A 22,515-nucleotide genomic window follows, 5' to 3' on the forward strand; every position below is an offset into this window, starting at 1 on the left:
AACGCTCATCAGAAGTCAGCATATCAACATCGCTAACACTTAACCCAGGATCAGAAACTAACACCCGCAATATCTGCTCAAGGTGAAAAAGTACCCGGCTTATCATAGCTGAATCAAAAAGATCCGTAGCATATTGCAGAGTCATTTCAAGCTGTGATCCAGGTATGACAAGAAGAGCCAAATCAAAACTGGTCATCTCTTCAATACTATTATCAATAATGCGCATTGACCCATCATCTACTATATCCTTGAAGTCAGTTGGATAATTCTCATACACAATAATGCTTTTAAAGAGATCAACATCGCCCGGCACTGCGCTGCAAGCCTTTACATCAGTTAAAAGAGAATAGCCGAATTCCTGTATCCTCAGAGATTGCGATTGGAGATCCGTCAACAGATCCTGAAGTGTATCAAAACGATCGATCCTAGCCCTTACTGGAAGAGTATTTATAAATAGACCTATCATCTCATCTGAACCTGGAAGAGAAGAAGGTCTTCCGGAAATGGTCACGCCAAAGACTACATCTTCCTGCATGCTATATCTGCTAAGTAGAATTGCCCAAGCCCCCTGTATTAGGGTGTTAAGCGTTACATGCATCAATCGCCCGCACTCCTGAAGAGCCGTGGTTACATCCTCTGATAATAATATGGTATGCTTTGCGATTTCAACGTTAATGGGATCCTTAGACCTATTCTCTATAGATATTGAAGTTGGTTGATTAAAATCCTGAAGCAATTCTGCCCAATACCTATTCGAGGCCCCTGTATCCTGTTTTTTCAACCAATTGATATAGTGCTTATATTGTGGACGCCTAATATCCGGTAAAGGTTCTCCACCCTTAATCGCGATATAGGAGACGAAGAGGTCTCTCATCACCAACGACTGACACCAGCCATCAATTAGGATGTGATGATAGGACCATGAAATAAAAAATTTATTGTTGCCCAAAATAAGGACATTCAACCTCATAAGCGGCCCCTTAGCGAGGTCAAAGTTCTTACGTTTGTCAGCATCAAGAAGGTCCTTTTTTCTTTTACTGCGTTCATCCTCATCAAATGAGGATAAATCGTATATTTCAAAGCCTGGACTCTTTTTCTTTAATACAATCTGGATGAGATCATTAACATTTTCCCATTTGAATACAGTTCTAAATAAGGGATGGCTCTGGCAGAGGTGTTCCCAGGCCCTCTTAAGGGCATCGATATCAAGACCCCCTTCAATGGTGAGGGTGCTACGCTCTGAGTAGATATAGGAATCTGGCGCATAAAGGCAATGGAAAAGCATCCCCTTCTGCATAGGCGATAAGGAATAAATATCTTCAATATTGCTACTTACCCGATTCACAGCCATACACTATCTTCCTCATATCATGCTTCCTGTAATTCATCAATGAGGTCATCCAATTGCTCCTGAGATATATCAGCAAGGGAAAAATCAGAAGGAGTGTAGCCTTCACGATCTGTTTCCATACAATGTTGAACTACATTCTCGATCTCTCCTTTCAGCTCCTGAATAAACCCATGTATTGTCTCATATCTATATTTATTCCTGCTGCAAGCCACAAATAACAACAGTCTCCCATTTTCAATCCTGCAACTGATATCAATTAGATGCGTTCTGATATTATTCAGATCACTGGCCATCACCTTGTTGGTTTCATCGGAAAGCTCAAGTGAGCCTTGGAGTCCAGCGATATTTAGCTGTCCCAGATAATTAAAGAGGACCTGAGAAGTGCTATCCGGTATCAAATTATCATCCCTCATGTGCTTAAGCACACCATAGTTGAATCCCTTATGCGGGATGGAACGAATGTGCTCCTTCACATACTTAATCTGAGTCCCTATATGCTCATCACGACAAACATTCAGCACTACAGGAAAGAGTGAAGTAAACCACCCCACGGTTCTCGAAACATCTACACCCACAATCACATCCTCCCTGCCATGACCCTCAAGATCAATCAATACTGCATCATGGCCTGTCCATTGTTGCAGTGCCCTCATCAAAGCGGTAAGCAACAGATCATTAATATCAGTATTATAGGAACTGTGAGCATCTCTCAAAAGAAAAGATGTCATCTCTTCACAAAACTCCATCCTTATAACCTCTGTTGATGCCATATCATTGCTGCCAAAATCATGATCTATTGGAAATTCAGGTATAAGAGCAGAAAGCTCTTTCTTCCAATATTCGACTTCATCCAGCACATTAAAGGCAGCGGCATAATCATCAAGCCTGATAGCCCATTCCCTGAATGACATTGTCTTGGCTGGCAATAGGAGATCCAATCCCTTTAGGGCCATCATATAACATTCGAGAAGATCCTCCAGCAATATCCGCCAAGATACTCCATCCATCACAAGGTGATGACATATCAATACAAGGTAATCCGTTCCATGCATTCTGCAGAGTCCCGCTCCAAATATAGGCCCATCGGTTATATTAAGGGTACACTGCAGACCATTAATCATTTCTTCAAGTTCATCCTGATCTTCTATATTCTTGACTATACAATGAATGACTTCACCCGGCTGCAGGCATTCTTGGTTGTGATCCATAAATCTCATCCTAAGGGCATCATGATGATCAAGAATAGCTTGCAGGCTTTTTTTTAATGCAATCTCATCTATAGCTGTATTGGATCTAAACACCAAGGACTGATTGTAATAATTCTCATTTGAAAGCCCTAAAGAAAAAAACCACCTCTGTATTGGAATGAGAGATGACACTCCCGGAATAAATTCATTATCCTTCTTTATATCCATGGACTCTTCTACAACAGGGGCAAGCTCCGCAATAGTCTGACGCTCAAATATATCTCTAGGCCTTATATCATAGCCATCCCTCTTCAAACCCCCGACAACCTGAAGGCTGATTATGGAATCGCCACCAAGTTCAAAAAAATTATCATACACGCCCACCCTCTCAAGTCCCAATACGCTCTGCCAAACCCGAACAAGCACACCTTCCATATCATTCCTCGGGGCCACAAACTCAACATCAACAAGGGGACGAATACTGCCAACATCAGGCAGGGCATCACGATCGATCTTGCCGTTGGGTGTCAAGGGTAGGTTCTCAATATGGACAAACCTCGAGGGGACCATAAACTCAGGCAAACTCTCCATAATATGCAACCTGAGTTCAGACGTTGACAATTCATCCTCAGACACATAGTAGGCAACTAGACACTTGCCATCCGACCTATCATCACGATCCACAACAACACAATCTGATATAGCATTATAATTTGATAGTACAGCCTCCACCTCTCCAAGCTCAACCCGATTACCCCTGATCTTTATCTGATGATCTATTCTACCCAAAAATTCAACATTTCCATCAGGCAACCATCTACCAATATCACCTGTACGATAGATCCTTTCACCCTTGATAAAGGGGTTATTAACAAAGCATGTTGATGTGATATCAGGCTTATTCAAATACCCTCTGGCTACACCCGGACTGGATATATAGATTTCACCGGCCATGCCTATTGGCATCAAACGCATCTGTCTATCCAAAATATATATCCTTGTGTTTGCAATAGGCTTGCCAATGGGAACATTGGCGCAATTAGGATCAAGTTTATTGAAACTGTATACAATACACCCGACAACGGTCTCAGCTGGTCCATACTCATTATATATTGTTAAATCTGGATTTTTCTTCAGCATTGATTTAGAGATTGCTGCTGAAAGAGCGTCACCTCCGATTATTAATCGATTTAATCTCGTGAAATTCGTTGGATTGCTATCTGTTAGACGATCTGCAATCTCCAAATGGGATGGAGTCAACTTCGCAATATCACACCTATCACTGCAGATCACTCGCTCTACTAACGCAACAGGATCAATCTCTCCAGGTTGAATATCTATACTCCCACCAGAAGCAAGAGGCACAAAGATAGAGGTCACTGTAAGGTCAAAGGAGATAGATGTGAAAAGAGGAAAATTCCCATGGCCTTCAATATCATAATACCGCACTGCCCAGGTGATATAGTTAACCAGACCTTTATGCTCTATCTCTATCCCCTTTGGCTCTCCCGTGGAACCGGATGTATATACTATATAAGCGAGATTATCGCTTGAATTAACCATATCAGGTGTGCTCTCTGGCATTCTGGCTATATCATTCCAATCCCTATTCAAACAAAGAATCTCGGCATTACCAAAGGGAATCCTATCCAACAAATCAAAATGCGATAATATTATTCCAGCAGAACAATCACTCAGCATATATGAAAGCCTTGACTTGGGATACTCAGGATCCAATGGCACATAAGCGCCCCCTGCCTTTAAAATTCCTAGTATTCCCACAATCATATCAATAGACCTAAACATCATTAGGCCCACCCTAGCCTCCTCCCTTATGCCCCTTTCCCTCAGATAGTGTGCAAGCCTGTTGGCCCTCTCATTCAACTCACTATAGGTGACAGCTTCATCTTCGAATATCACCGCAATGGCATCCGGCGTCTTCCCTGCCTGTTCCTCAATTAGCTGGTGTGCGCATATATCCTCTGGATAGGGACTAGCAGTATCATTAAAGGATACCAGCATCCCTTCCCTCTCCCCCGGGGTGAGTATCGTCAAATCAGAGAGCCTCACTCCAGGATTATCCAATATTGAAGAGAGAACCTGATGCAGATGTCCTATCATGCGTTGTATTGTATCCCTGTTAAATAAAGCCTTATAGTAGCGCATGCTGATTCTAATGCGCGAGCCGGGTATTATGATCAAGACCAGCGGAAAGTTCGTCATCTCAAAGGTATTGATATCCGATATGCTAAATCCAAAATCCTGACTGACGTCCAGGGACTCAAGGGGATAATTTTCAAAGACAACTATGCTTTCAAAGAGATTCTGTGATCGCGGAAGGGCGCTACATGCCCTTACATCTGGCAAGAATGAGTGCTCAAACTCCCGAATGGAAAGGGAGAGTCTCTGGATGTAGTGAAGTAGATCATGTATGGTCATATCCTGGTTTAGCCGAATCCTGAGAGGAAGGGTGTTTATGAAAAGGCCCAACATTTCATCAGAGCCATTGAGTTCCGCAGGCCTTCCAGAAGAGGTTGCGCCAAAGACGACCTCATCCCGATTACTATAATATGATAGAAGAATCGCCCAAACAGCCTGTAGGAGGGTATTCTGCGTAACATGCTCAACCCTTGTCAGCCCCAGCGCCTTGGCTGTCATCTCTTCGGATAATTCCAGTTCCTCTTCAGCAATATCTGTTATTAGTGATTGATTCAATCTCCTATCAACCGGCAGGGGTGTTACTGTATCAAGGTCGCCCAAATGATTCTTCCAGAAAGAAAAAACAGCATCCCTCCCCTGATTTTGCAGCCATTCGATATAATCCTTATATGGTCGTCGCATGGGTCTTGGCAGTGGTTTCCCAGATTTCTGTGATATATAGGCATCAAAGAGATCCCTCAACACAATGGGCAGACACCAACCATCAATAATGATGTGATTATGACTCCATACAAAGTGATGTCTTTCATTTCCCAGCATGAATAGATTCAATCTGATGAGAGGGCCATTCTCCATATCAAAGGGCATTACCCTGTCCTTTTGAAGAAAATCCTCTATCCTCTGCCCCTGCTCAAGTGAGTCACAATCAACTATGTCATGCACATCAATCCCTATTGGAAAAGATTTTAGTACAATCTGTAGGGGTTCTTTTAGATTCGCCCACTTGAACACTGTTCTGAATACAGGCGTAATCGATATTATATGATTCCAAGCCCTTTTGAATGCCTCGATATCCAGAGGGCCATTGATTGTAAAGGCTAGTTGCTGAAAATATACAGGAGTACTATCATCATAGAGAGAATGAAAGAGTATCCCCTTCTGCGTCGGTGATAATGGATAAATATCCTGTGTATTTTCCTTAGTAACAAAAGGCATCAATTCCCTCCACTGACTCTACTCATAGAGACTATCCAGTTCCTCCTGATTAAGATTTGCTAAACTAAAATCCGAAGGGGTTATATCGAAACTCTCAGGAGAAAGGCAATGAGCAATAACAGCTGACAACTCATCTCTGAAAGCTACTGCAATATTCTCTATTGTTTCTCTCTTATGCTTATTGGCGCTATACAATATGTTTATACTGAGAAGGGAATCCTTCACTATGCATATCACATCTATGAGATTAGGCCTCATATTCTCTGAATCGATAATCCCCGGCACATCCGTTCTTGCCAACTCAAAGGATCCATCAATCCCCTCAATCGTCACCTGACCAAGGTAATTAAAGCTGATACCGGTATTTAAGGGAAGGTCAAAATCCTTTATGTACTTTAGAATACAATAGTTGAATCCCCTATGAGGAATAGAACGAAGCTTCTCCTTAACATACTTGATCCGCTCTGCAATATCTGTATTCATTTCCGCATGCAGGGCAACAGGAAATATTGTGGTGAACCACCCCACTGTCCGAGATAAATCAATCCCATCCATCACATCCTCGCGCCCATGACCCTCAAGATCGATCACTATATCATCCCTGCCCATCCATTCCGACAGAGCCTTCATCAATGCTGCCAGTAAAAGATCATTCACTTCAGTATTATAGGCCCTGTGAGCATCCCTCAGGAGATTCGATGTATTCTCCACTCCGATTTCGATCATCACAACATCTGCTGATTCCATATCATTCTTTCCCAAATCATGATCAATGGGTATATCGGTTATCACATCCGCTAATTCATCCCTCCAGAAGGATATCTCATCCGTAGCATCAAGCTGAAGAACATGCTCCTTTAAACGAATCGCCCATTCCCTATAGGAAGTAGTCTTCTTAGGCAATATGGGTGCTCCTCCATTAATAGCCCCATCGTAAAGGGCGAAAAGATCCTCCAGCAATATCCTCCAAGAAACGCCATCCACCACAAGATGATGAACGGCTAATAATAGATAATTATCTCCGTCCCTTCTATATAATCCAATCCCGAAAATCGGGCCATCTGATATATCAAAGGAGGTTTGAAGAGTGCTCACCTCTTTCAGTAGTTCATCTTCATCTGCCACGTCTTTCACTACGAAATATATCACCTCTCCCAGGGGCATGTTATCCTGCATTCCATTGGGGAAACGCATCCTCAAGGCATCATGATGATTTAGCAAGGCCTGGGCGCTATTCCTGAATGCAACCTCATCTATATTAATAGTAGTCTTGAACAATAAGGCTTGATTGAAATGATCCACATTCTTAAGTTCCAAGCCAAATAACCACCTCTGAATCGGAGTAAGGGGAGCCTCTCCCACAACAACCCCCTGTTCATCATCAACTGCAACAGATCGCTTTGCTACAGAGGCAAGCTGATTGATGTTCTGATGCTCAAATATATCCCTTGGGCGTATTTCATATCCTCGCTTCCTAAGCCTACCCGCTACCTGCAGGCTGATAATCGAATCTGCTCCAATATCAAAAAAATTCTCATATATACCAATCCTCTCCATATTCAGGACTTCCATCCACACCTCAGCCAGCAGACTCTCCAACTCATTCTGAGGCTCAACATAGTCGGCACACTTCCCCTGCACCGCCATATCAATCTCAGGTAAAGTGCTCCTATCCACCTTGCCGCTACGATTTAACGGCAATGCCTCTAACCGAATAAATCTCAAGGGTATCATGTAATCCGGAAGGGAATTACCCAAAAATCTCCTTAAATCAGCTATAGGAATATCCTTATCCGAAACATAATAGGCAATCAAATATCTGCTGGCAGATTTGTCCTCCCTATCCACCACCACACAATCATTCACTCCAGAATGAGAACGGAGTATATGCTCCACCTCGCCCAACTCTACCCTATAACCCCGCACCTTTACCTGATAATCAATACGCCCCAAAAACTCGATCCCTCCATTAGGAAGCCACTGTCCCATGTCCCCAGTCTTGAATAGCTTGCCTGTATCACAGAAGGGATTGGCTATAAACCGTTCATTGGTCAAATCCGGATTCTCTAAATAACCCATTGCCAAACCATCGCCGCCTATATACAATTCCCCAGGCACCCCAATGGGAAGCGGCATCATGTTTCTATCAAGGATATAAACTTGAGTATTCGCAATAGGAGAGCCTATGGGTATATTACTACAGCCGCGACAAGCATCAATATCTACTAAAAATGAGGTTGAATCTACACTGCACTCAGTTACCCCATAAACATTGGTCCAAAGAACTGAATCGCCATATGTCCCAGCTTGAAACCTTTCAACCATATCCACAGATAAAGGCTCTCCGCCAATGATTATATGCTTTAACCGAAGTTCCTTCCTATTCATAATATCAGCGGATATCATCAACTCCCATAAGGAGGGAGTTCCATCAATAATCTCTATTTCATATTCCAATATATAGGGGATCAATGTTTCCATATCCCTCTTCATGTATCCGGGAATGGGATATAGGGCATGTCCCAGGAGTAGACTCGCGAATATCTGCTGAACTGATGCATCAAAGCTGAATGATGCCAACTGCGCTATACGCAAGGATGAATAGTAGCTCGAATATATCCTGTCATTAAGCGCATGGACAAGATTAACTACACCTCGATTAGGTATAGGAATACCCTTAGGTTTTCCTGTAGAACCTGAAGTGTATATGATATATGCAATATCATCAGCGTTGGCAATATGACGCGGATTTTCGATACTGAATTCGCTGATAGCATCCCAATCCCTATTTAAGGACACAATCTTTATCCCATCAGGGATGATATTGGGAAACTCATCCATACAGATCACAGCATCTGCCCCGCTCTCCTCAATCATATATTTGATCCTAGCCTCCGGCAAATCAGGATCAATCGGCAGGTATGGGCTTCCAGCCTTTAGAATACCAACTATAGCTACAATGCTATCAATGGGTGTTGTAACCATCATGCCAACCGGTGATTTAGTCTCTTCCCCTCGGGATATCAGATAATGTGCTAACATGTTTGCGCGAGTATTTAACTCATCAAAGGTTAAAACATCATCCTCAAACACTACCGCATTTTGAGATCCAAATTTCTCAAGATTAGATTCAAACTCTTCGATCAATGTCCTCTCCCGAGGATATTCCAGTGAAGTGGCATTAAAATCCCTGAGTATCATTTTCTTCTCTTCAGGACTGAGAATCTCAAGATGTGATACCAGAAGCGAATCATCCCTAATCATTCCCAAAAGGATATTATTCAAATGATTCAGCATCCCCTCTAGGTTCTCTTCATCAAAGAATTCCTCCACATATGCTAAAGATACCTCCATCTCAGTCTTGGGTAATACAAGCAGCACAATATCAAAATTTGTTCTATTTAGGGCCTTAATATCAGATAAACTAAAATCATCATCTGTGGTAAGTGAAAAAGTATCTATTGGATAATTTTCAAAGACGACTATGCTGTCAAAGATGTCGCACTGCTGAGGTAATGAGCTAGAAGCCTTTATATCTGGAAGGAAAGAGTAGGCATACTCCTGCATCTTCAAGGATTGTTTCTGAATAGCTTGAAGAAAATGGGATACTGTTGAGGATAGATCTGCCCTAACAGGCAGAGTATTGATAAATAGACCGATCATCTCCTCAGAACCAGGAAGATCAGTTGGTCTGCCATAAATTGTTGATCCGAAGACCACATCCTCGGTGTTGCTATAACGCCCCAGTAAGATTGCCCAGGCAGACTGAAATAATGTGCTCATCGTAATTCTCTCCCTACGAGCAAAGGACTCGAGTCGCTGAGTGACATCCTCAGAGAATATGAACACCTTTTCACCTACAGTACGCTTTTTTATTGTCGATTTGTTCTTCCAGGGAAGGGGTGTGGGCGTATCAAATCCTAGTAAATACTCTCTCCAGAAACGATTGGCCTTCTCCTTATCCTGTGTGGCAAGCCAGGATATATAATTCTTATATAAAGGTCTGGATAATCTCGGTGGTTGATCCCCCTTCTTCAAAGCGCGGTATGAGCTTAAAAAGTCCTTCATTACAAGGGTAAGACACCCCCCATCTAGCAGGATATGATGATAACTCCAAATAAAATAATATTGCCCTAATCCTATCTCAAGCACATTCAGCCGCATGAGCGGCCCCCTTGCCAGATCAAAGGGAATAGATCTATCTGATATGATAAATTGGCTTATTCTCTCCTGCTGTGATTCACTATCGAAACCCTTAAGATCATGCACCACAATCTTGATTGGACGCTCCCTCAATACGATCTGTACAGGTTTGACCGCGTCCTTCCAGTTAAAGACGGTTCTGAATACAGGGTGCTGATCTATAAGATGATTCCAAGCATCCTCAAGGGTATTCAGATCAATTGAGCCCTTGATGATACAACAGAACTGCTCAAAGTATGTTGACTCCTCCGGATCGAACAAGGCATGAAACATCATTCCCTGCTGCATAGGCGACATGGGATATATATCAGCAATATTCTTCTTTGTTAAATACAATATTTAATCCCCATTGATCATCATAGATTTATTCAAATGCAGCCAAATCATCCAACTCCCCCTGATCCAGCTTTACCAGATCAAAATCCGATGGTGTAATATCGAAACTCTCTGGATCAAGGCAGTGAAGGATCACTGCAGAGAGTTCCCTCTTGTACAAATCCGCAAGTTCTTCAATTGTCCTTTTATTATATCTGTTGCGGCTATAGGAAAAATTAATCCTAAGCTGATCCTCCACTACTATGCAATTCACATCAATTAGATTGGGTCTTATGTTTTCATCCGCAATAGTGCCTGGTACTTCATGTTCAATAAGAGAAATCGCATCATAGGACTCTGGCAGCAGGGCCTGGCCAAGATAATTAAAGCTTAAACCAGTATTTAAGGGCCACCCTTTACCTAACATGTACTTAAATACACAATAATTAAATCCCCTGTAGGGAATATTGTGAAGCACCTCCTTTACATACTTGATCCGCGATGACAAGTCTAAATCCCGATCTGACTGGAAGAGGACAGGATACATTGAAGTAAACCACCCAACGGTCCGGGAGATATCCACACCCTCTATCACCTCCTCCCTGCCATGAGCCTCAAGATCAAAGGCTACATCATCACGGCCAAGCCACCCCTGAAGGGTTTTCATCAATGCTGTAAGCAGAAGATCATTCATGTTCGTATTATAGGCCCTGTGCGCATCCTTCAACAGGCTTCCTGTATTCTCTCTGCTAAGCTCAACGCTCACACACTCAGATGAGCCAACATCATCAGGCCCCAGATCATGATCAATTCTAAACCTCTGTCGTATCTTCGAAAGGATAACCTCCCAATAGTCAGCCTCCTCCTGAGATAGAATGCTTACAGCATACTCCTGAAGTTTATTTGACCATTCCATAAAGGAAGTAGTCTTAGCCGGCAACATAATATTGCCATCCTTCGATGCTGTCATATAACATGAAAGCAAATCCTCTAATATAATCCTCCAAGAGACGCCATCTGTCACAAGATGATGCGCTGCCAACAGCAGATAATCCTCATCACCCTTTCTATACAGACCTGCACCAAAGAGAGGGCCATCAGCTAAATTATAGGAACCCTGAAGCGACCACGCCTCAACCCCCAAATCTGCCTCATCCTCAATCTCCCTTACAACAAGAAAAGCGTCCTCACCCAATGGCCTATATTCCAGCATTCCATCCACAAACCGCGCCCTTAAAACATCATGGTGATCAACAATAGCCTGCAAACTCACCCTTAATGCATTCTCATCTATTGGGAAAGAGGATTTAAAGGTCAAAGCCTGATTATAATGATTCTCATTTGCTAATCCTTGGTCAAAAAACCATCTCTGTATCGGTGTAGGGGGGGCAGTGCCAACTACCGGTCCCTGTTCAGCCTCCACGCCCTTGGCGATCTCTACAATTGTGGAGAGTTCCGCTATTGTCTGATAAAGAAGTATATCCTTGGGCTGCAGAAGGAATCCTCTCTGATTTAGCCTGCTTACAACCTGAAGGCTGATGATGGAGTCACCCCCAAGATCAAAAAAATTATCGCAAACGCCTATCCCCTCTATACCGAGTACATCTTCCCATGTTTTGACAATGATAGACTGTATCTCATCGGATGGCGCAACAAAATCCGTTGACATCTCCGGACGCATGCCATGGGGCTCTGGAAGGGCTGATCTGTCAACCTTGCCGTTCTGGTTTAAAGGCAATTCATCGAGCCTCATAAATAGGTTGGGAAGCATATAATCCGGCAGGCTATCCCTCATGAAAGAGCGCAATTCATCAATGGGCACATCATCTTCAGACACATGATAGGCCACAATCGCCTTATTCCCGCCCTCTAGCTCATTAACCACAACCACACAGTCCTTTATATTTCCATGCTCTCTCATTACAGATTCTATCTCACCCAGTTCAATACGATGCCCCCGAACCTTTACCTGATGGTCAATACGACCCATAAAATCCACACTCCCATCAGGCAACCATCTGCCTATATCCCCTGTTCTATAAAGTATAGGATCATCAACATCCATAATGGGATTTTTGATAAAACTATTGGCAGTCTTTTCAGAATCATTAAGATAACCCTTGGCAAGGCCGTAACCGCCAAGGAATACCTCACCGCGCACCCCGATAGGAACCGGTTTCAGGTATTTATCCAATATGTATACCCTAGAGTTGGCAATGGGATATCCAATGGGTATGCTGTTAGCCCCCTCTGGAACTGATTTTACAGGATAATGGCAAGAGAATGTTGTGTTCTCAGTGGGGCCATAGCCATTGGATATAACTCCAGGAAGGACAAATCCCAATCCCTTCCTGATATGAGATACAGATAAAGCCTCGCCTCCCACAAGAAGTCTTCTAAGTTTCGATATTGCATCAGGTCGTAAATCAATAAGCTGATTGTACAGCACAACTGTAAGAAAAATTATGCTGATATCGTTAGAAAGAAGGAGGTCAGCCAACCCATCAGGTGATGTAACATCACTGCCCCTAGCCAAGAATAGGGTGCCGCCATTTAAGAGCGGGCCCCAGAATTCCAGCGTAGCTGCATCAAAGGCAAAGGTGGCTATCTGTAGAAATCTGTCTTCAGGTGTGATATCCGCAAAATTCGTATTTTTCACAAGCCTTGATATTCCCACATGGGGCACCATAACCCCCTTGGGCTTGCCAGTGGAGCCTGAGGTATAGATCACATAGGCAACATCATCGGGTTTATTGATGTTATTAAGATCAGCGCTCTCAATTGTCTCGCCCTCCTTCCAAAAACTCTCCAAGCACATCACATAACCATCATATTCAGGCAAGGTGTCTAAGAATTGCTCATGGATAATCACTACCGGCGCTTGGATTTCATCCAACATGTACTTTGTCCGTGAAAGTGGATATTCCGATTCTATGGGAACATATGCGCCGCCTGCCTTCAGAATGCCCAACACCCCAGCTATCATGTCAAAGGAGCGCTCCACAATAATAGCCACGTATTCTCCCCTGCCAACCCCATGCTCCCTTAGGCGACAGGCTATCCTGTTGGACATCTTGTTTAGTTGAGAATAGCTAATGCTGTCATCGCCAAATACTAAGGCATCCTTATCTGGAAAGATGTTAACCTGCTCCTCAAAGAGTTCATGCACGCACTTATCCTTGGGAAAATCTCTTGCTGTATTATTGAATTTAAATAGGATATCCGCCCTCTCCTTAGGGCAAAGCATGTCAATCTCAGATATGGGCCTATTGTGGGATTTTGGAATCTCCCTGATTAGATTGAGGAAAAAGCCCATTATACGCTCAATGGTCGGTCTATTAAAGAGATCAGCATTGTACTCAAACTGCATGATCATTTCTTCAGAGATATCATTGATCGTGACGAAGATATCGAATTTTGCCATGGGATCATCTCCCGTGATATTCTTAACGGATATCTCGTCCGAGTCAAGGCCAGCAAAAAAGACATCAAGCCCCTCCCTATACTCATAGACCACATCAAAGACCGGGGAACGGCTCATATCCCTCACCGGATTGAGTATCTCCACAAGTTTGTCAAAGGGATAATCCTGGTTGGCATAGGCTCCAAGGGCTGTCCGCTTTATCTGTAAGAGCAGATCGGAAAATATTGGGTTATCGGAAAAATCAGAACGCATTGGCAACACATTAACAAAAAATCCGATGAGAGGCTCAATATTGGCATTATTTCTGTTGGCAATGGGCGAGCCAATGATGATATCATCCTGACCTGAAAGTTTATGTAGCAGAACCTTGAAGATGGCCAGGGTAAGCATAAAGGGGGTAACATCCTGATCCCTAGCAAATTCCTTTATTTTATTAGCGCTATCAATGTCAATAACCATCCTATGGGTTTCCCCCCGCTGTGTCTGTATTGCGGGCCTTGGCCTATCTGTGGGAAGATCCAAAAGGGGGAGTTCGCCTTGCAGATTCTGCAGCCAATACTCCTCTTGATCCCCTATCCCTTCTCCTTCAATGAGTCTATTCTGCCAATGCGCAAATTCCTTATACTGAATCCTAAGTTCTGGGAATGGAGAGGGATTGTTGTTGAGAAGGGTAAAATAATTGCCCAGAACCTCCTGTAGCAGAAGCCCCATAGACCAGAAGTCTGATATGATGTGATGCATAATAATAATAATTGCGTGAGAGTAATCGGAAATCTTGACAATCCTCACCCTGAACAAGGGGCCAGCCTGGATGTTAAAAGGCTTGAGTTTCTCATCATCAACGATATGTTGAAGCCTCTTCTCCTGGCTCTTTTCATTAGAAATATCAATCTCTTTGATATCAGCTTCAATTGTATCTGCAATTATCTGTACAGGTTTGCCATCAATGGTGTCAAATCTAGTCCGCAGGCTCTCGTGCCTATCAACCACCGCATGTATGGACCTCTTGAGGATATCAATATCTACCTGACTCTTCTCTATGAGAACAGCCGCAGGAATGTTGTAAAATGGGCTATTTGGAATAACCTTATCAAGATACCACAACCTCTTCTGAGCATGAGACACCTCGTAGTAATCCATTGACTCCAATGCTACAATAGGTGGAAACCTACGGGCAGCGCCTACTGCTATCATTGAATCTATTATGCTGGCAAGGGACTCGATGTTCTGATGCTCGAAAAGGCTCCTTATGGGAATATCAACAGCAAATTCTTCCTGTATTCTGGAAGCGACCTTAGTAGCCTTAAGTGAATTTCCCCCAAGATCAAAAAAATTATCAAACCTGCCTATAACCTCTACACCAGTAACATCCTTCCAGATATTGATAAGACCCTCCTCCACCTCAGAGAGTTCACCCTCATCACCCTCAATTGATTCATGAACTAAAGCAGTTACATCATCCAATGATATGACATTAGTGAATTCATCATTCTCAAACTCTTCTCTGAGTTTGAATCTCTTCACCTTTGCGCTAGGTGTCCTCGGTATCTCATCTACTGTTACTATAAAATCAATAGTTATACCCATGTTAGCCACTAAGTCATTATTCACACGTGAAAGCAAACCAGCAATAGCATCCCTAGATTCTGTTGTTCTAATAAAGAGGATAATCTTCTCAGAATCTGACTCATAATGCCTCAGGCCTGCAATTGCAAACTCCCTGTAGGCCATACCAGGCACTCTCTTGATATACTCTTCAATATCATGGGCATATAGATTCTGTCCATGTACAAAGATAATATCCTTCTGCCTCCCAGTAATCGCCACCCTTCCATTCATCATAAAGCCCATATCCCCGGTTCTGATCCAACCATCACAGAAAAGATTTTCATTTGCATCAGGATAATTATAGTAGCCCTTGGATACGGTTGGCCCCTTCACCTGAATATGCCCGACCATATTCTCATGAAGAAGTCTATCATCATCATCCACTATCCTGACCATCATGCATTGAATAGGCGCGCCCACATCTGCAATCTCTATGCTATCTTCTTCTATAGTGGTTGGGGAAATAAGCTTATCCTTAAAAAAAAGATTCTTATCTACCCTATAAAATATAGCCTCCTCATAGAGATGAGGGAAGGTGATCTCCACTGTGGCCTCAGACATCCCATAACTCATACACATGGCTTTAGGATCGAGTCCGTATTTGCTGAATTTATCAATAAAGCTTCTTGTTACACTTGGAGATATTGGCTCCGATCCGTTGCCCAACATCTTTATGCATGAGAGATCAAGACCCTCAATATCCTCATCGCTTACCTGTGTAGTAAGCCACTGGCATGCAAAATTCGGGCATGGCACATATGTGACCCTGTATTTTTCAATTAATTTAAGAAATAGGGCTGGATTTTGAACAAAGGTTTTGGTTGAAATAGTAATCTGTGGAAGCCCATTCCCTGTTGGACCCAAATGAAATCCAATTAAACCCAATACATGTGAATAGGGCATCCAGTTTGCTAAACAGATATCATCAAAGGAGAGGGCCACTAGGGGAGCGACCTTACATCCGCTTAATATTAGGAGTGTATCGAGAATTGTTCTGCCAGGTTTTGTCCTTGTAATAAAATTTCCAACCGATGATTCAGAAAGAGATGATATAGCTCTTCTCAAGAATCCCGCCTTCTTATCCTTCCAAATCATGCGCTTAATGACATGAAATATAAATCCAATAATAGGCCTATAATCGCCTGATCCAACATCAATGAAACTAAATGAACCTGCTTCCAGGGCAGAAAGGATATTACGGTGACTGAGCATCACTCCCTTGGGGTCACCGGTTGATCCGGATGAGAATACTAAAATCGCTGTATCTTCAGGTTTTGCCCTATGATAACCCCTTGCTGGAGCATGCTCAAGCAGTTCATCTACCTGCTTGATTTCTATATCCCCTAAGACCTTATAATTCTCCATTTCTTGATCTGTGACGATGAAAGGTCTTTCAAGTATGGAACATACCCTTGTAATTCGATCCATACCCTCACTTATGGGAAATCCTCCTGGGATTGGCAATGGGACTGGCACAAATCCCCCTAGCAGTGATCCCCAAAATGCAGAGAGGAAGGAGGGTGAATCATCAACCTGAAGCACCACTTGATCACCTGGCCTCAAACCACTATCTCGAAGTCCCCCAAGAACAGCCTTTGCGCTCTGTAATAGCTCAGCATAGGTCTGTCTCCTTTCAGCACCATCTTCACCAACATGCAACACTCCCTTATCAGGGGCTATAATAGAAGCTACCCTTAAAACATTAACTAATGTTTTAATAATCAAGGGGATAATTTGCCAATGTCCACCTACCGCACCCTTGGCAATTGCATAGGGCAAGGAATTGATATACTCAACAATATCCGATCGCCTTAAACCATCCCCATTAGCGTCTATAGCTCCATACTCCTCTTCTGGCGAGTCTACATATTTCAATTCAAGTGATCTTTTGTTTATCATATACTTTCATCCTCCCATTGAATAGGCATAAACCAAGTATTGTCTAAAACCACTATTTATTTTTGGGGAAATGGCATGTAAAAATACCAATAATAATTTATCAAGCTGACTTTTTTCATTTAATAATATTATATTATTACACTAATAAAAATTGACTAAGCTTTATCAAGATAGTATATTATTAAAATAATAAAAAAAAAAACTATCGGCAACAAATAATGTAATTCAATATCTACAATTACTACTTTGAAACTCTTTCCTGCTTTAATTGAATAATGAAGTATCATGGATCGAACCACAACAATATTAGAAGGGTAAGATAAAGAGACTATTTCAAATAATAATTACGGGGAAGTTACATATTAGAAGCCCAGAAAAGTCAAGAAGTATGTTAGGATATATAAATTACCATGAAGATAAAAAATTGATGGGCGGAAGGATCGTTCAGATGAAGAAAATATGAGAATAATATATTATTATACTTGACTCAAGATAACTGATATATCCTTTCCCTATAGATATGAGGTAGGCAATAATGATCAATTATGACTACTGATGATCATCCATAAAAAAACTCGGATATTCTGCTTAGAACATCATACTCATTGACTTTGTTAATTCTATTTCAATCTTTTCTAGTGGCAAATTTCACCTTACCTCCTCCATAAATGAAATTGAATTATATCTGTTCACATAAACACTTATCAAATGATGCATTTCTACCTTTTCAACAGAATGCTGGATTAAATTTATAATTAAAGAAATAACTCAACAACTACAAAATTCAACTGTTAAGGATAATAATATTATATGAATAGGTTAATAGATCTCATTATCAAACAATCCAAATATGTATTGATCTCTGTTATACTTATATCTATTCCCTTCGGTTATTTTTATACAAAGCAAAGATTTAGTAACCATGTAGATATTTACTTCAATCAGGATGATCCGGATCTAATCGCTTATAGGAAATTCCAGGAAATATATGGAAACGAAGAACAGGTTGTAATAGTGTTCAAGGATAGGGATATCTTCACAAAAAAGAATATTGAGATAATCAGAATGATATCCAATGAGATTAAGGATATCAAGGGTATTCAAAGGCTATTCAGTATCACCGAAGCCGAGGAGTCAATTGGCATTGAGGACACCATATCATTCACAAAGATTATACCAGAGGATGGCCTGGACAAGCAAAAGCTTAACTCCGCAAGGCAGAGGGTATTGGATAATAAATTACTGGTTCATAATCTAATCTCAATAGACGGCACAACAACGGCAATTATTATTGAAATTGAATCCACAGAGGACAGCAAGAGCAAAAGGGAGTTATTAAAAAATATTAAAAATTGCGCTAATAATATCGCTGGGGATAGCTTTGATCTGCGCTTCTCAGGCCCGCCCTATGTTGAGGATAGTATTAATGCCCTTTCAGAGAGGGATTATATCATTTTCACCCCTATCATCCTGCTTATTATATTTAGCATCATAGCTCTAATGCTAAAGAAAATATCACTCTCAATACTCTGTCAGTTAAATTTAGGATTAATAGGTATCTGGGCAATTGGTTTTTTCACCTTGTGCAATGAATCGATGAATATGGTTACCACAATCATTGCCCCAGTACTCCTCGCTATTTCAGTAGCTGACGCAATTCATCTCTTATCTCATTATAGGGAGATGCACGTAATAAAGGGTAATGACTATACTACATCTGTAACCAATGCAGCAAAATCAATTTGGCTTCCATGTCTATTTACGAGTCTTACAACTGGTATCGGGTTCTTATCATTTATCACTGCAACTGTTAGACCTGTAAAAATTGTCGGCATTTTCACCTCTATAGGCATCATGATGGCCTTCTTCATGACATTTACCTTTCTACCATCGACACTTATACTATTCAAAAGAAGATTTGAAAAGAATAATTCAAATGAAACTAATCACAGAATGATGTCAACCTCATCGAAGCAATTGATGGACCCACCAAGTAGGGAGAGTTTATTTACAAATATATTGCTCAAATTTGGCGGTTTTACAATAACTAACTATAAGGCTATAATAGTATTCTTTGTTTTAATTCTAATAATTGCTGTAATAGGTATAACGAGGTTAAGATTTGAGACCAATATTGATACATACCTACCGGATGGCAATAAGATAAAATCTGATATAAAATTCATTGAGGAAAACCTTGGTGGCAATATTCCGCATGTGATTCTAGTTAAAGCCAAATCTGAAGAATTTGACTTTACTCATCCCCATAGCCTAAAGTTAATTGAGGAGATACAGAATGATCTTATGAGAGACATAAAACATTTTTCCATTTCTTTTTCTATAGCTGATTATTTTAAGGAAATTCATAGGGCCTTTAATAATAATAAAGAAGAATACTATAGAATTCCAGAAAAGCAGATTGATATAATCGATTATTATGAATTGGCAGATATAGAAGTTTTGGATAGGATAATATCTCCTGACTATAGAGAGGCAAGGATATCCTTTCAATCCAAGGGAAGCTCAAATATAATAGCTAAGAGAAACTATAAGTTTGTTAATAATTATATGAAGAGGAAGACCGGTGAAAACTACTCCTATAACTTTACAGGACTCTCTCCCCTATCCTTGAATATTGCAGATAATCTACAGACAAGTCAGATAAAGAGTTTTCTTTACGCTTTTGTATTCATCTTCTTTATGATGTTTTTCGTCTGTAGAAACGCTAAGCTTACTATTATAAGTATGATTCCTAACCTGTTCCCGATAATCCTAACACTTGGCATAATGGGCTGGCTAAACATCCCTCTTGATGTAACAACAATAATGATTGCTAGCGTTACAATCGGCATTGCTGTTGATGATACTATCCATTATCTTATATGGTTCATAAGAAACGGATCCTCTGGTATGGATAACCGATCCTCTATATTAAAAACCTATAAAGACGTTGGCAAGCCAATAGTCATTACAACCCTTGTGTTAATCTTGGGTTTTTTTGTTTTAGTTTTAGGATCAATTAAGCCGACACAAGCATTTGGCACACTAACTGCGCTATCGATGTGCTTTGCGCTTATAGGGGATTTATTCTTTTTACCAGCTCTTATTATTATCTTCAAGCCAAGGTTTAAGAAGAAGGATTAAGCACAATTTTATTAAAACCGAACTCATTTGCTCAATGATGAATACTATTATTTCTTAGCCTAGTAGAATCACCATCTGGGGGATAGTAAATTGAAGATATTCGCTCTATCAGACATTCACATTGATTATGAAGAAAATCATAAATGGCTCTACAGCCTCTCTGAATATGATTATAAAGATGATATCCTAATTTTAGCCGGTGACATTACAGATATTATTCCATCCCTATCAAAAGCCTTTGAGGCGTTGAAACTCAAATTTCACGAAGTAATGTATCTTCCCGGAAATCATGACCTATGGACTTATAGAAATAATATTAAAAACTCTATAGATAAATTTAACATAATAAAAAAAATTGCCAATGATTACGGCATTAATATGAAACCAGCTAAATTTGATTCAGTGTCCATTATTCCTCTATACGGCTGGTTTGATTTTTCATTCGGTCAACCATCGAAGGAGTTATTACATATTTGGTTGGATTTCACAGCGTGTAAATGGCCATATGATTTTGATGAGACCAAGATTACCCATTATTTTATTTCAATCAATGAAGAATTTTTACAAACTAAAAACGATTTTATTATTACCTATTCCCACTTCTTGCCTCGAATAGATCTCATGCCCATATACATTCCACCCTCAAAAAGGCTACTCTATCCAGTGCTTGGAACTACACTGCTTGAAGAACAGATAAATGTGTTGGATTCGCAAATCCATATATATGGACATAGTCATGTTAATATGCATGTCAATAAAGACAACAGGATTTATATCAATAACGCCTTTGGATATCCATCAGAGACCAGGATAACAGCTAAGGAATTGCTCTGTGTTTTTGAACTATAATGGAAATAAATGCTGCTTGATTTTGACTAGTCATAGTTTAGTTAGGGGAAAAGAGAGCGTATATCCATCTTCATCTCTGAATTTTTGGGCAGTACAATTGATAATGCATATCCTTTTATTATCCAGGAGTGGCATTTGTATTGACCAAAATTTTTAAATAGACATGTTGCTACTCCATTGGATTGAAAATGAGGTTTATCTATCTCCAAAACTGTAAAAGGGGTGGTTAATCCGCATTTTAAAACCTTTGATAGGGCCTCCTTCATGGTCCAGGTTTGGAAATATGTGATTTCCTCCTTTATCCCACTCTCATGTATAAGACGTATCTCATCTTCAGTAAGTTGGCCTTTAATAATATCTAGTTCCTCTAAATCAACCTTTTCAATATCAATTCCCATAGGATGTCCATATGGAAATGAAAGCGCTACTGACCAATCATAACTGTGACTTAAGCTCACCCCCGGAATATCCGGCCCATTATACTTCACAAAGGGTTGATTGAATACACCGTTTGCAATTTCTATTGCAGCTAAATTGGTTTCATGTAGATATTCTGCCACAACAGATTTTGCCATATACCTGCCTGTAAGATAATCCTTTTTACGTTTTTCAAATCTTAAAGATGAAAAATATCGCAATTTATTGCTTTCTAAGATTGATTCGATATTATTCTCAAGCATGGAATATGCATTTTGGGAAACACATCCCAAATAGGCAGATACAGGCTCTTCGTTTCTTTTAACATTTAATGAAATTACTCTCTTCTTAATTTCACTCATTTTACTATTTAGGATTTTTTAGATTTGATCAATGGTTTGTAATATTTTTCATTTAAATTAAACTGGGAATCCTGTATACGCATTGAATCTGAAATTTACACAGGCTTACTCCCTCATTCCAACCAGTTTTGATAGCTTATCTTACAGATTTGTTACTAGGATTAACATCACTCAAGCAGATCGACCAGTCGGTTGAAAATGTTTGATTAACTATAAGATAACCAAACTCAATGAAATAGTCAAATTTTCTAACTTGAATTAATTATAAAAAATTATATCTTTAACAAAAATATAGTATTCATTCCAATTACCTCATGATTATTGTCGTCAAATTAAATCCTAACATTTACTTTATATATTCTATCAATATTAATATCTATC

At 40.6% G+C, this 22,515-nt stretch carries 7 protein-coding genes; 2 read left to right on the forward strand and 5 right to left on the reverse strand.

What is annotated here, in order from left to right:
* The 4 genes from SVZ03_14570 to SVZ03_14585 all read right to left on the reverse strand — a co-directional run.
* Positions 1 to 1,351 (reverse strand): condensation domain-containing protein (locus tag SVZ03_14570; protein ID MDY6935436.1); only part of this gene is annotated, 1,351 nt, incomplete at its 3' end.
* Between the two features lie 17 nt (positions 1,352 to 1,368).
* Positions 1,369 to 5,913, reverse strand: coding sequence for an amino acid adenylation domain-containing protein (locus SVZ03_14575; protein ID MDY6935437.1), 4,545 nt, complete (start codon positions 5,911 to 5,913; stop codon positions 1,369 to 1,371).
* 18 nt (positions 5,914 to 5,931) lie between these two features.
* Positions 5,932 to 10,452 carry an amino acid adenylation domain-containing protein gene (locus tag SVZ03_14580; protein MDY6935438.1) on the reverse strand — a complete coding sequence of 1,507 codons (4,521 nt, stop codon included), beginning with the start codon at positions 10,450 to 10,452 and terminating at the stop codon, positions 5,932 to 5,934.
* A 28-nt stretch (positions 10,453 to 10,480) separates the two neighbouring features.
* Positions 10,481 to 17,362 carry an amino acid adenylation domain-containing protein gene (locus SVZ03_14585; protein MDY6935439.1) on the reverse strand — a complete coding sequence of 2,294 codons (6,882 nt, stop codon included), beginning with the start codon at positions 17,360 to 17,362 and terminating at the stop codon, positions 10,481 to 10,483.
* 810 nt (positions 17,363 to 18,172) lie between these two features.
* Between SVZ03_14585 and SVZ03_14590 the strand changes: the two genes are divergently transcribed.
* Positions 18,173 to 20,506, forward strand: a complete 2,334-nt coding sequence (locus SVZ03_14590) for an MMPL family transporter (GenBank protein MDY6935440.1) — start codon at positions 18,173 to 18,175, stop codon at positions 20,504 to 20,506.
* 90 nt (positions 20,507 to 20,596) lie between these two features.
* Entirely contained in the window at positions 20,597 to 21,355 is a 759-nt protein-coding gene (locus tag SVZ03_14595) for a metallophosphoesterase (protein MDY6935441.1), read from the forward strand.
* Positions 21,356 to 21,396: 41 nt separating this feature from the next.
* Here the strand turns inward: SVZ03_14595 and SVZ03_14600 are convergent, their stop codons facing one another.
* Positions 21,397 to 22,134, reverse strand: coding sequence for a 4'-phosphopantetheinyl transferase superfamily protein (locus tag SVZ03_14600; protein ID MDY6935442.1), 738 nt, complete (start codon positions 22,132 to 22,134; stop codon positions 21,397 to 21,399).
* Between the last annotated feature and the right edge of the window lie 381 nt (positions 22,135 to 22,515).

This window comes from Spirochaetota bacterium, from assembly GCA_034190085.1.
Lineage (GTDB): Bacteria > Spirochaetota > UBA4802 > UBA4802 > JAFGDQ01 > JAXHTS01.

Coding starts and splice junctions, on each gene's coding strand:
- SVZ03_14600 (MDY6935442.1), bottom strand. CDS start 22,134: ATGAGTGAAATTAAGAAGAGAGTAATTTCATTAAATGTTAAAAGAAAC.
- SVZ03_14585 (MDY6935439.1), bottom strand. CDS start 17,362: ATGATAAACAAAAGATCACTTGAATTGAAATATGTAGACTCGCCAGAA.
- SVZ03_14590 (MDY6935440.1), top strand. CDS start 18,173: ATGAATAGGTTAATAGATCTCATTATCAAACAATCCAAATATGTATTG.
- SVZ03_14575 (MDY6935437.1), bottom strand. CDS start 5,913: ATGCCTTTTGTTACTAAGGAAAATACACAGGATATTTATCCATTATCA.